General features: G+C 55.0%; 8 protein-coding genes. 3 read left to right on the plus strand and 5 right to left on the minus strand.

Going from position 1 to position 12,870, the window contains the following annotated elements; all coding sequences use genetic code 11:
- Positions 1-16: 16 nt before the first annotated feature.
- Positions 17-1,315, minus strand: a complete 1,299-nt coding sequence (locus C12CBH8_RS00360; protein WP_215533334.1) for a leucine-rich repeat domain-containing protein — start codon at positions 1,313-1,315, stop codon at positions 17-19.
- Between the two features lie 414 nt (positions 1,316-1,729).
- Between C12CBH8_RS00360 and C12CBH8_RS00365 the strand changes: the two genes are divergently transcribed.
- Positions 1,730-3,010 (plus strand): DUF1015 domain-containing protein, encoded by a 1,281-nt coding sequence (locus C12CBH8_RS00365; RefSeq protein ID WP_215533335.1) that lies wholly within the window; start codon positions 1,730-1,732, stop codon positions 3,008-3,010.
- A 903-nt stretch (positions 3,011-3,913) separates the two neighbouring features.
- Here the strand turns inward: C12CBH8_RS00365 and C12CBH8_RS00370 are convergent.
- Complete coding sequence (locus C12CBH8_RS00370; protein ID WP_090263847.1) at positions 3,914-4,744, minus strand: hypothetical protein; 831 nt, start codon at positions 4,742-4,744, stop codon at positions 3,914-3,916.
- A gap of 319 nt (positions 4,745-5,063) precedes the next feature.
- Between C12CBH8_RS00370 and hisS the strand changes: the two genes are divergently transcribed.
- The gene (gene hisS, locus C12CBH8_RS00375; RefSeq protein ID WP_099323008.1) at positions 5,064-6,383 is read left to right on the plus strand and encodes a histidine--tRNA ligase; all 1,320 of its coding nucleotides are present in this window, start codon (positions 5,064-5,066) and stop codon (positions 6,381-6,383) included.
- On the plus strand, positions 6,383-8,176 hold the full coding sequence (gene aspS / locus C12CBH8_RS00380) for an aspartate--tRNA ligase (RefSeq protein ID WP_090263851.1): 1,794 nt from the start codon (positions 6,383-6,385) through the stop codon (positions 8,174-8,176). The genes hisS and aspS overlap by 1 nt, the downstream gene beginning before the upstream one ends.
- A gap of 87 nt (positions 8,177-8,263) precedes the next feature.
- On the opposite strand, the gene C12CBH8_RS00385 is transcribed toward aspS, so the two are convergent.
- The 3 genes from C12CBH8_RS00385 to dnaK all read right to left on the minus strand — a co-directional run bounded on the left by C12CBH8_RS00385 (position 8,264) and on the right by dnaK (position 12,796).
- Positions 8,264-9,229, minus strand: a complete 966-nt coding sequence (locus C12CBH8_RS00385) for a DMT family transporter (RefSeq protein ID WP_246441598.1) — start codon at positions 9,227-9,229, stop codon at positions 8,264-8,266.
- 145 nt (positions 9,230-9,374) lie between these two features.
- Positions 9,375-10,535, minus strand: a complete 1,161-nt coding sequence (gene dnaJ / locus C12CBH8_RS00390; RefSeq protein WP_090263855.1) for a molecular chaperone DnaJ — start codon at positions 10,533-10,535, stop codon at positions 9,375-9,377.
- Positions 10,536-10,936: 401 nt separating this feature from the next.
- Complete coding sequence (dnaK, locus tag C12CBH8_RS00395) at positions 10,937-12,796, minus strand: molecular chaperone DnaK (protein WP_215533336.1); 1,860 nt, start codon at positions 12,794-12,796, stop codon at positions 10,937-10,939.
- Between the last annotated feature and the right edge of the window lie 74 nt (positions 12,797-12,870).

Raw genomic sequence — 12,870 nt, forward strand, 5'->3', positions numbered from 1 at the left:
CTCACAGGCCTTCTTCTTATTTTTGCCCGATGACGGCGTCACCCAGAATGTGCTGTTGGATGGCCACCAAATCGGTAATGTTAAGGGGTTCGTCCAGCGAAGCATCGCCGGGACGGGCGGCATGTCCGGCCTGGAGAGCGGCGCCGGTCAATGCGCTCTCGCCTAGGATATGCTGCTGCACCGCCACCAGATCGGCAATGTTGATAAGGCCGTCGCCGGTGACGTCGCCGTACACAATCACAGTATATGGCTCCTCCATATCGGTGGATTCCAGCATCATGCCGGTGCCCACTGAACCGGATGTCACTTCCTGTCCGCCGGCGTCCACCAGACGCAGGGTACCGGTACTCTCGAAACCTGCCAGGAAGTCGGAGACTGCAGTTTCCGGCGAGACGCCTGTCACTGTCTGCCTAGCGGTATCCAACACGTAAACATCGCTGGCCAAGGACGGGTCTTCCGGCTCAGGATAGATATTGTCATCCGATGGGAGAAGATCGTCGTGCACCACTTTGACCCCTGCGCTATTGAGGGAACCGAGGGCCGCCTGGTTGCGTTCGGAATCGGTGAGCGGATTGCCGGATAGGTACAGTTCCCGGATGGCCGGCAAAGAGGCCAGAGACGACAAATCGGAAATTTCATTGTTATCCAAATCCAGGCGAGTCAGCCCGGTGAGAGAAGCGAGGGATTCCACCGAAGTCAAAGAACAGTTTTTCGCAAACAAAAGATTGAGATTACCTAGTTGATCCAGGGGGGCGGAGGCTGCGCTAGCATTGCCCGATACATCCAGCATAGTCAGTTTATGGAGAGAAGAAAGAGGAGAGAAATCCTCCACTTGGGTTCGGGCTATATCCAGCACCATCAGTGCATCCTTGGAATCCAGAAGAGGGTTGAGATCTGAGATACCGGTATCGGCCAGGTACACATGCTGCAGGTTTTCAAGGCCCGCCAGACCGCTGATATCGGAAATCGGGTTGCCGGAGAGGTTCAGCACCTCCAGGCTGGCGGCGCCCGACAGAGGAGCCGTGGAGGTAATGGAACAATTGTCTACATAAAGCCGCTGTAGGTTGACGGCAGCCTCCAGACCCTCCAAACTTTTCAATGAGGATTTGTTCTGAATGGCCAGGCCCTCTAATTTCTCCATCTGGGCAGTGGTGATCTTGGAACTGGAGGAGATGCCTAATTGGCTGCAAACAGCCGATTTCAGCACAGGGTCCGGAATGGAAACTTCCTGGCTGGAGGCCAAAACAGTGGCGCCTCCGATGACGGTGCAGACCAACAGGACTGCCATCAATAACGCGATGATCTTTTTGCTCATGGTGGAACCTCCTGAAAAGTAGAAAACATGTCTCATCCCAAAGAATAGGAGACAAAATAGTTACAAAAAAATTTCAAAATCACAATCATAGTAACAATTTTTGGAGCAAAAGTAAAGCAAATCGGCAGATTTTTTCAGTTCATTGTCTCAAAAGACGCCAAAAGGAAAAGAAATAGGAAATGGACGCAAAAAATCCCTTCATCCGGCGCCGCTGGAAAAGGCTTTGACCGGCCATCTGCCGGCGGGAAATGACAGGGTTCTGCCGGGGGATAACAGCATTTTGAGTGATTTCTGAAAAGTCTGTGCTCCAGCAGGGGGAATCCTGAGGAAATCCCGTTGACGCGCCCTTCTTTTTCCGATACAATAAGCTTTGATCAATATCCGTTCTTTATTGCGACAAGGAGGAAATCATACATGGCTGACATCAAAGCCTTCCGCGCCCTGCGGTTTGACTGTCAAAAAGCGGGAGACATCGCCGAACTCACCTGCCCGCCTTACGATATCATCAGCGAGCAGCAGCGTCTGGAATACATTGAGAAAAACGAGAATAACGTCATTCGTCTGGAACTCCCCCGGGAGGGAGAGGATCCCTATGCCCAGGCCGGCCGGTTGGAACAGCAGTGGGAAGAAGAGGGTATCCTCAAGCGGGACGAGCAGGAATGTACCTATATCTATGAAGAGGAGTTCACTGTGAAGGGGATCACCCGCAGCATCAAGGGTATTGTATGCTTAGTAAAGCTGACTCCCTTCTCGGAGGGTGTGGTTCTGCCCCATGAATTTACCCTTTCCAAGGCAAAAGAGGATCGTTTTAATCTGATGAAGTCCACCTTCTGCAACTTCAGCCAGATTTATTCCCTGTATATGGACGACGGCAATACCCGTCCCCTGATCGAAGAAGCTTCGTCCGGAGTACCCGATCAGGAATTCTGCGACCAGTCGGGCATAATCCATCGTCTGTGGGCGGTGGCCGATCCGGATCTGGCTCAAAAGCTGTCTGAACAATTTAAGAGCCGCAAGCTCTACATTGCCGACGGCCATCATCGCTATGAGACGGCCCTCAATTTCCGGGACTATGCTCGGGAACAGGGTCTGGCAAAAGAGGGCGATCCGGTAGACTACTGCATGATGATGCTGGTGGATATGGAGCATCCCGGACTTGTGGTATTCCCCACCCATCGAGTGGTCACCGGCTTGGAGAATTTTGATCCCGCCAATGCTTTGGGCAAATGCAGCGAGTATTTTGAACTCAAGCCCATGGACAGCATCGACAATATGGAACAGGTCTTGGAAGGCCTGTATGAAGAGGGTAAGACGGCTTTTGGCCTCTATATGGGCGGCAAAGGCTGGCAGTGCCTGACCCTGCGGGATCAGGGCGTTATGGACCGGCTGCTGCCCGATTTGAGTCCGGCGTCCCGGCACATGGATGTGACGGTGCTGCATACCTTGATTTTGGAACGTCTTTTTGGCATCGACAAGGAAAATATGGCCAATCAGAAAAACCTTGTGTATGTCAAGCAGATGGAGGAAGCCATTGATGCTGTGCGAAACGGCGGTGCAAACTTTGCCTTCCTGCTCAACCCCACCCGCGTCACTGAGATCCGGGATGTGGCTGCGGCTGGGGAAAAGATGCCGCAGAAATCTACTTATTTTTATCCCAAGCTGATCACCGGCCTGGTGATGAATAAGCTGAAGTAAAAACTCTAAACGATAGATCAATAAGCGGTAAAAAGGCCCTGTGTCTGAGGATAAATCCTAGACGCAGGGCCTTTTTTATATTTGACATGGATTTATGGTTGAAATCTCACGGACAAGGTCCGCAGCCAGATCGCTCAGTGAAGATGGATTAGATCCCAGGAAAACCGCGAAAGGGCGTATTAGAAGCGGGCACTGCCCATCAACAACAAGACAAGGGAGAAGGTGCCTACAGATACCGTGTCCCAAACGGTTCTGATCCTCATTCAGCAAAAGGGCGACATGGAAGCGGGCACTGCCCGCCCACGACTAGGCAAGGGAGAAGATGCCTACAGATACCGTGTCCCAAACGGTTCTGATCCTCATTCAGCAAAAGGGCGACATGGAAGCGGGCACTGCCCGCCCACGACTAGGCAAGGGAGAAGATGCCTACAGATACCGTGCCCCAAACGGTTCTGATCCTCACTCAACAAAAGGGCGACATGGAAGCGGGCACTGCCCGCCCACGACTAGGCAAGGGAGAAGATGCCTACAGATACCGTGCCCCAAACGGTTCTGATCCTCACTCAACAAAAGGGCGACATGGAAGCGGGCACTGCCCGCCCACGACTAGGCAAGGGAGAAGATGCCTACAGATACCGTGCCCCAAACGGTTCTGATCCTCACTCAACAAAAGGGCGACATGGAAGCGGGCACTGCCCGCCCACGACTAGGCAAGGGAGAAGATGCCTACAGATACCGTGCCCCAAACGGTTCTGATCCTCACTCAACAAAAGGGCGACATGGAAGCGGGCACTGCCCGCCCACGACTAGGCAAGGGAGAAGGTGCCTACAGGTACCGTGCTACAAACGGTTCTGATTCTCATTCAGCAAAAGGGCGTATTGGAAGCGGGCACTGCCCGCAGATCAGGATTGAGAGATCAGATAGTAGCCGTAATAACTGCTGGGCACTCGATGAAGGACATAAACGGCATCTTGGGTGCGGACTGGATTTCCATCCATATCATAAAGGGTGGTCTGCCCCTCCACACGGATATAATTATCCCCGAGATCATAGGCCTTCTGGGCCTCGAACTCGTAATCATTCAGCCCCAGTCCGGACCAATAATAGTACCCATCCTTATACTGGAATCCATTGCCTGACAGAGCTTCCGGATCCTGAATGGTACGGCCAAAATACTGCTGGATCTCATTTTCAAAGCGGGACTTTTCAATTCTCTGGGACTCTTGTACGTCTCCCATATCTTTGCACAGCACGACACCAGCCGCAGCCAACTGTTGGTCAGTGATTGATTCATACGAAAAGGTTTCGCCGCTGAGCGCCTTTGTGGTCAGGTTGATATAACTGTTGAAATCCCGGAGCAATTGATAGTCGTAGGGGATCTCGGTTCCCTGAGAGGACGTAGAGGATTGTTGCTCCGACGGCTTGCTTTGAGCCGGGGCGCTGGAGCTGTAAGAGGGTCTGGACGTAGAAGGCCGGGAAGAAGATGGAGCAGAGCTGGCCTCCGTTTTGCTGCTCTCTGACCGGGAAGACGCTTCACTGGACGAAGGACTGCTGGATTCGGGAGAAGAGGAAAAAGAGGACCGGCTGCTCATGGAGCTGCTTTCCGACTGGCTCTGGGAAGACGCAGCTTCGGACGAAGCAGAATCCTCCCCCTTTTTGCAGCCCGACACAACCAGCATACACAAAGCGGCGGCCATGCATAAGGCAAGAGCTCGTTTCAACAATTGACGCATCAAAAAATACCTCCTTTTGGAGCAAAACAACGATGTCTTAAAAAGGTTCCTGGGACGTACAATTTAACAGGCAGGAGAAGAAAATTCATGCCTGCGCCTGCGGATTTTTCTCCTATTATAAAGGAATTGGGACAATACATCAAGTTACGTTTGGTTACACTTTGGAACAAAGGGCAGATGGCCGGTGGATTGTGTTGATTTTAGGGAGCAAAGCCTTTATAATTATTAAGATAAGCCTGTGAGAAGTGGATCATAGGCTGTACTGTCGCCCTGGAATGGGGCGTCTCATTGTTATTTTGACTCCGAAAGGTGAATGATTATGGCTGTTTTGACCCGTGCGCCCCGCGGCACGCAGGACGTGTTACCGTCTCAAAGCTATCCGCGCCGGTTTGTGGAGAACCTGCTGCTGGATACTGCCCGGCGTTTTGGATTCCGTGAGATCCGCACTCCGGTGTTTGAACATACCGAGCTGTTCCACCGGTCGGTGGGCGAGACCACCGACGTGGTGCAAAAAGAAATGTATACGTTTGAGGATAAGGGTGGACGCTCCATCACCCTGCGCCCCGAAGGTACCGCCGGTACGGCCCGGGCCGTATTGGAGCACAGCCTCCATGCCGGCCTGCTGCCCCTTAAGGTGTGCTATCTCGACTCCTGTTACCGGTATGAGAAGCCCCAGGCCGGACGCCTGCGGGAATTCAATCAGTTCGGCGTGGAGGTCTTTGGAGCCGCCGAGCCCTCGGCCGATGCGGAGGTCATTGCGCTGGCCCGCTCGGTGCTGACCATGCTGGGGGTCAAGGGCCTTTCCTTAAACATCAACTCCATCGGCTGCCCTGCCTGCCGGGCCCGGTATTATGAAGCGCTGCGGGAGTACTTCCGCGCCCATGAGGAGGAGCTCTGCGAAACATGCCGGGGACGTCTGGAGCGCAACCCCATGCGCATTTTGGACTGCAAAAGTCCGGTGTGCTCGGCCATCGCAGCCAAGGCGCCGGTGGTGCTGGACTACATCTGCGACGATTGCAGGGATCACTTTGAAGGGGTTAAACGCTGCTTAAACGCCGCCGGCATCGCCTTTAACGTCAATCCCTACATTGTCCGGGGACTGGACTATTACACCCGCACGGTGTTTGAATTTGTGTCCGACTCCATCGGCGCCCAGGGGACGGTGTGCGGCGGCGGCCGGTACGACGGTCTTATCGAGGAGCTGGGAGGTCCCCATCTGCCGTCTCTGGGATTCGGTATGGGAATGGAACGGCTGATGCTGGTATTGGAAAAGAATGGCGTACAATTGCCCCAGGCTGAGCCTTGCGCCTTGTACATCGCCTCCATGGGGGATCAGGCGGCCAAGGAGGCCTTTGCGGCGGTCAACCGGGTCCGGGAAGAGGGCTTCTGGGCCGAATGCGACCTGGCGGGACGCAGCCTCAAGGCCCAGATGAAATACGCCGATAAATTGGGCGCACAGCATACTTTAGTGTTGGGCGATGAAGAATTAAGTACTGGCCGTGCGAAGCTCAAGAACATGGCCGACGGATCCACTACGGAAATCGACTGGCGGGAGGGGTTGCTTGACGCTCTGTACGGCGCCCAGTTGGATCAGGTGGTATTGGCGGCCGGAGAAATGGAACAGGGAGGAAATCAGTAATGGCAGAGACAATGCAGGGGCTTTCCCGCACCCTTACCTGCGGGGACGCGCGCGAAAGCCATATTGGAAAGACAGTCACCGTATGCGGCTGGGTACAGCGGCAGAGGGATCTGGGCGGACTTATTTTTGTAGATTTGAGAGACCGCACCGGCATCGTACAGCTGGCGTTTGACGATAATACCGACCGGGCTGTATTTGAAAAAGCATCCACCCTGCGTTCGGAATACGTGATAGCGGCGGTAGGAGAGGTGCGGGCGCGTTCGGCCGTCAACAATGAGATCCCCACCGGCAAGGTAGAGGTGGCTGTCACAGAGCTGCGCATTTTGTCCCTGGCCGAGACGCCTCCCTTTGAGATCAGCGACGACTGCAATGCCAGAGAAGAATTGCGTTTGAAATACCGCTATCTGGATTTGCGCCGCCCGTCCTTACAGAGGAACCTGCGGCTCAAGCACCAGGTTATGAAGGCCACCCGGGATTATTTTGACGCCCATGGATTCCTGGAGCTGGAGACCCCTATGCTCATCCGCTCCACGCCGGAAGGGGCCCGGGACTTCCTGGTGCCCAGCCGTCTGCACAATGGGGAATTTTATGCATTGCCCCAGTCGCCGCAGCTCTATAAGCAGCTGCTGATGGTGTCGGGATGCGACCGATACATGCAGCTGGCCCGCTGCTTTAGGGACGAGGATTTACGGGCCGACCGTCAGCCGGAATTCACCCAGATCGATCTGGAGATGTCCTTTGTCAGCATGGAGGACATCCTGGAGCTGGGCGAAGGTTATGTGTCCACCCTCTTCAAAGAGGTGTTGGGCGTGGATATTCCCCTTCCCCTGCCCCGTATGACCTATGCGGAGGCCATGAGCCGTTTTGGCTCCGATAAGCCGGACACCCGGTTCGGCATGGAGATCACCGACGTAAGCGATCTGGTGAAAGACTGTGGATTCGGCGTCTTTTCGTCGGCGGTACAGAACGGCGGGAGCGTGCGCGGCATCGTGGCCAAGGGCGCGGCTGGAACACTCTCCCGTAAAGAGATGGACAAGCTCACCGAATTTGCCCGCGGTATCGGCGCCAAGGGTATGGCTTGGGTGCGCTGGGTGGAGGACAAGCCCGCCAGTTCCTTTGGGAAGTTTTTCTCCGCCGAGGAGATGGATGCCCTCCTGGCCTGTCTGGGCGCCGAGAAGGGCGACGCCGTCCTCATGATCGCCGACAAAAACCGCGTGACCCTGCCGGTGCTTGGAGCCCTGCGTCTGGAGGTGGCCCGCAAGCTGGATATCATCCCCGACACCTACAACTTCCTTTGGATCACGGAATTCCCCTTCTTTGAGTGGGACGAGGAGACCGAGACCTGGGTGGCCATGCACCATCCCTTTACCGCCCCCATGGACGAATGCATTCCCCTGCTGGATTCCGATCCCGGTGCCGTGCGGGCCAAGGCATATGATCTGGTGCTCAACGGTGTGGAGTTGTCCAGCGGATCCATCCGTATCACCGACCCGGAGCTCCAGGATAAGATGTTCCATGCTCTGGGACTGGGTGACGAGGAGATCAAACAAAAGTTCGGCTTCCTCACCAGCGCCTTCCAATACGGCGCGCCGCCTCACGGCGGATTGGGCATCGGGCTGGATCGTCTGGTCATGCTCATGGCCAAGGCCGATTCCATCCGGGAGGTGATCCCGTTCCCCAAGGTGCAGAATGCCCGGGAACTCATGACCAGCTGTCCCTCCCCAGTAGATCAGCAGCAGTTGGATGAACTGGGACTGTGTATCACCCATACGGAACAAAAAGAAGAGCAGTAAATTTTACTGCCCGACAAGAAAGAAAAAGGCTCCCCCTGTCGCAGAGAGAACATCTCCTGCGTCAAGGGGAGCCTTTTTGATTGGAGGTTAGGAAAGACGGCGCTTGGAGGAATGCGGCCCGGTATCGCCAAACCGGTTGACCACAAAGATGCCCAAGCTGACCAGAAGCAATGCGATAACATTGCCCGGGCGGAAGGCCTGTCCGCCTTCGCCCAGCAGCAGTGCCGACAGCAGGACGCCTACCACTGGATTCATAAATCCGTAGATGGAGACTTTGGATACGGGATTGACCTTGAGCAACATCCCCCATAGGGAATAGGCCAATGCCGATACCAGTGCCAAATAAACAAGCATCCCCGCCGCCGCTGGAGAAAAGGTAGGGAACCGGCCGCCCATCAGAAGGCCGATTACGGTGAGTGTCACGCCGCCTACGATGAATTGATATCCGCTGAGCATCACGGGGTTTTCATCCTGGGAATACCGCTTGAGAAAACAGGAGGAGAAAGCGTAGGAGAGCACCGCTACCGCCACCAGACCTTCGCCCGACAGGGAAAAGTTCAGATGGAATCCCCCATCCGCCAGATTAGCCAGGAGTACCCCGGCGAAGCCGACGATACACCCCGTCACCTTGGGAAAATTGAGTTTTTCCTGACGGAAGAGCAGTGCAGCTACCAAGATGGTAAAGAGGGTGTTGGTGCCGATGATAATGGACCCATTGACGCCGGTGGTATGGGCAAGTCCCACGTAAAGGCAGAAGTATTGAAGCGAGGTCTGGAAGACGCTCAGCTTTAGGATTTTTCCCCACGCGCTTTTCCTGGGCAATAGAATCTTTTTCTCCAAGAGACTGCCGAAGAGCAGGGCCAGGAATCCCGCCAGAGTAAAACGAAGCCCAGCGAAGAGAACCTGAGCGCCCGATGAATCGGGGGACAGCCCAAGCATCTCGTAACCGATCTTAATACAAGGGGAAGCGCTCCCCCATAACACGCAGCAAAAAATGGCGATTAAGGCCACCATCCACGGCTTTTTTAACGCGGCATCCATTTTAGTTGACAAATCCCATCCCCTCCTGACAAAGCAAGACTATCCAGAACACAAACAACCCGGCGGACTTTGGTTTCAGGCCAAAACCCACCGGGGATTTTCCACCTCTGTCAAACAGGAATTTTAACGACTCCTATCCAAAAGAGGATGTTTTTTATCAGGACATAAAATCTTTGAGCTTTTCAAAGAACCCTTTGCGCTTTTGATAATTTTTCTCTTCCGCAGCGGCCTCAAATTCCTTGAGGATTTGTTTTTGTTTTTCGCTGAGGTTTTTGGGCACTTCCACCGTCACACGGACGTATTGACTACCCCGGCCCCTGCCGTTAAGACGCTGGATTCCTTTATCCTTCAGACGGAAGACATCTCCGGGCTGTGTACCCTCGTGGACTTTGTAACTGACCTTGCCGTCCAGGGTGGGGACGGTGATCTCCGCGCCCAGAGCGGCTTGGGCATACGTCAGGGGGATCTCACACCACACGTCAAAGCCGTCCCGTTCGAACAGAGGATGGGGACGGACGTTGATAACCACATGCAAATCACCGGCAGGGCCGCCGTTGATGCCCACATCGCCCTGTCCGCGCAGGTTGATGGCCTGGCCGTCGTCAATGCCGGCGGGGACGTTGACCGCCAGTTTGCGGGGACGGCGCTGACGGCCGGTACCGCTGCACTGTTTGCAGGGGTGATCGATGATCTTGCCTTTGCCGCCGCAGCGGGGACAGGTTCGCTGTGTCTGCATGACGCCGAAGGGGGTGCGCTGGGACTGGCGTACCTGGCCGCGGCCGCCGCAGTCAGGACAGGTCACGGGAGAATGCCCTTTCTCAGCGCCCGAACCGCCACAAGCGGAACAGTTGTCCACACGCGGAGCGTTGACCTCAATCTGGCATCCCTTGGCTGCCTCTTCAAAGGAGATGGTGGCCGAGACATTGATATCGCTGCCTCGACGGGCCGCGTTGGGGGAACGAGACTGTCCGCCGCCAAATCCTCCTCCGAAGATGGAACCAAAGATATCGCCCAAGTCACCCATATCGCCGAAGTCAAATCCGCCGAATCCGCCGGCACCGTATCCGCCTTGACCGGCGCCGAAGTTAGGATCCACACCGGCGTGACCAAATTGATCGTACCGGGCTTTTTTGTCGCTGTCAGACAGGACCTCATAAGCCTCATTGACCTCTTTGAATTTGGTCTCGGCTTCTTTGTCCCCCGGGTTGAGGTCGGGATGATACTTTTTGGCCATTTTCCGGTAAGCCTTCTTGATCTCGTCCTCTGAGGCGCCTTTCTGGACGCCCAGAACCTCGTAATAATCTCGTTTATCCGCCAAACCCAATCACACCTTTGTCAGAATGTTCCGCGCATGTATTGTGACCCTTCTCAATTCCACCCCATGCGCCGGCGAAAACCAAGAAATGTTATGTTGTCAGGTGTAGGTGCATCCTATGTCCTTTGCGGCGTAGGATACACTCTGTCCCTTTACCCAGCTATGCCGGATGCCCGACCCAAAAGGGCCATTGGACATCCGGCCAGCGGCGGGCAGTGCCCGCATCCAAGTCGCGTACTCAGTTTTATCGAAACTTAAGCTATATTGCCCCGCGGAAGAAGATAGTTGATCAATCGATCCGGTCTAGGTAGGGTAGCTCATTATACAGAACGGTTCAGGTACCGTGTTACCCGGCATTGCTTTTGATCCAAGCCCCAGGGCGAAGTGGGTGTGGGCACTGCCCACTATTTTTCGTCGCCGTCCACCTCGTGGAAGTCAGCGTCATAGACGTTACCATCCGGGGCTGCTCCAGCACCGGTATCCGGGCCGGCGGAAGAAGAAGTATCTGCACCAGCGGCATCCTGCTGAGGCTGGGCGCTCTTATAAAGCTTCTCGCTCATCTGATAGAGCTTCTGCTGTAAAGCATCCTGATCAGCCTTGATCTTATCCATATCGGTACCCTTGAGGGATTCCTTCAAGGCGTCAATGGCGGCCTGGATATCGGATTTCTCCGAAGCGTCCAACTTATCGCCTACATCCTTGAGGGTCTTCTCGGTCTGATAGACCATCTGATCGGCGCTGTTGCGCAGATCCACTTCCTCACGACGTTTTTTATCTTCAGCAGCGAATTGTTCGGCCTCATGGACAGCCTTTTCGATATCGTCCTTGGACATATTGGTATTGGAGGAGATGGTGATGGCCTGCTCCTTACCGGTGCCCAGATCCTTAGCCGAAACATGGACAATGCCGTTTGCATCGATGTCGAAGGTCACTTCGATCTGCGGCACGCCGCGGGGAGCGGCCGGAATGCCGTCCAGATGGAAGAGGCCAAGGGTCTTGTTGTCACGGGCAAATTCGCGTTCGCCCTGCAGCACGTGTACCTCTACCGAAGTCTGGCCGTCGGCAGCGGTGGAGAATACCTGGCTCTTCTTGGTGGGAATGGTGGTGTTGCGGTCGATGACCTTGGTCATAACGCCGCCCATGGTCTCGATGCCCAGGGACAGGGGGGTGACATCCAACAGAAGGAGGCCTTTGACGTCGCCGCCCAGTACGCCGGCCTGGAGGGATGCGCCGATGGCCACGCACTCGTCAGGGTTGATGCCCTTAAAGGGCTCTTTGCCGATGAACTTCTGGACAGCTTCCTGTACAGCCGGGATACGGCTGGAACCACCCACCATCAAGACTTTGTCGATCTGAGAGGTGGAGAGCTTGGAGTCCTTGAGGGCCTGACGGACCGGACCCATGGTCTTTTCCACCAGATCAGCGGTCAGCTCGTTAAACTTAGCGCGTGTCAGGGTCATATCCAGGTTCTTGGGACCAGCAGCATCTACGGTGATGAAGGGCAGGTTGATGGAAGCGGAGGTGATACCGGAAAGGTCGATCTTGGCTTTTTCAGCGGCTTCCTTCAGGCGTTGCATGGCCATCTTGTCGCCGGAGAGATCGATGCCGGTTTCCTTTTTGAATTCCGAAAGCATCCAGTCGATGATGCGCTGGTCGAAATCATCGCCGCCCAGACGGTTGTTGCCGGCGGTAGCCAACACCTGCTGGACGCCTTCCCCCATCTCGATGATGGAGACGTCGAAAGTACCGCCGCCCAGGTCGTACACCATGATTTTCTGGTCGTTTTCTTTGTCGATGCCGTAGGCTAAAGCCGCAGCGGTGGGCTCGTTGATGATACGTTTGACTTCCATACCGGCGATCTTGCCGGCGTCCTTGGTGGCCTGGCGCTGAGCATCGGTGAAGTAGGCCGGGACGGTGATGACCGCTTCGGTGACGGTGTCGCCCAGATAAGCCTCGGCATCGGTCTTGAGCTTTTGCAGGATCATGGCCGAGATCTCTTGGGGGGTATAGGATTTGCCATCGATGGTGACTTTACGGTTGGTACCCATGTCCCTTTTGATGGAGGAGATGGTGCGGTCAGGATTTGCAATGGCCTGACGCTTTGCGACGGCACCCACCATACGTTCGCCGTCTTTGGAGAAGGCCACTACCGATGGGGTAGTACGGGCGCCTTCTGCGTTGGGGATAACAACCGGTTCGCCGCCCTCAATGACGGAAACACAAGAGTTGGTAGTACCTAAGTCAATTCCAATAATTTTTGCCATAACCAATTACCTCCTAAGATGATAGGCGTGTGCGGGAATGAATCATCCGCACATCTAAATTTTATGTGGATTAA

The organism is Solibaculum mannosilyticum, assembly GCF_015140235.1.
GTDB classification, from domain to species: Bacteria; Bacillota; Clostridia; order Oscillospirales; family Acutalibacteraceae; genus Solibaculum; species Solibaculum mannosilyticum.

Coding starts and splice junctions, on each gene's coding strand:
- aspS (WP_090263851.1), top strand. CDS start 6,383: ATGGCAGAGACAATGCAGGGGCTTTCCCGCACCCTTACCTGCGGGGAC.
- hisS (WP_099323008.1), top strand. CDS start 5,064: ATGGCTGTTTTGACCCGTGCGCCCCGCGGCACGCAGGACGTGTTACCG.
- C12CBH8_RS00365 (WP_215533335.1), top strand. CDS start 1,730: ATGGCTGACATCAAAGCCTTCCGCGCCCTGCGGTTTGACTGTCAAAAA.
- dnaK (WP_215533336.1), bottom strand. CDS start 12,796: ATGGCAAAAATTATTGGAATTGACTTAGGTACTACCAACTCTTGTGTT.
- C12CBH8_RS00360 (WP_215533334.1), bottom strand. CDS start 1,315: ATGAGCAAAAAGATCATCGCGTTATTGATGGCAGTCCTGTTGGTCTGC.
- C12CBH8_RS00370 (WP_090263847.1), bottom strand. CDS start 4,744: ATGCGTCAATTGTTGAAACGAGCTCTTGCCTTATGCATGGCCGCCGCT.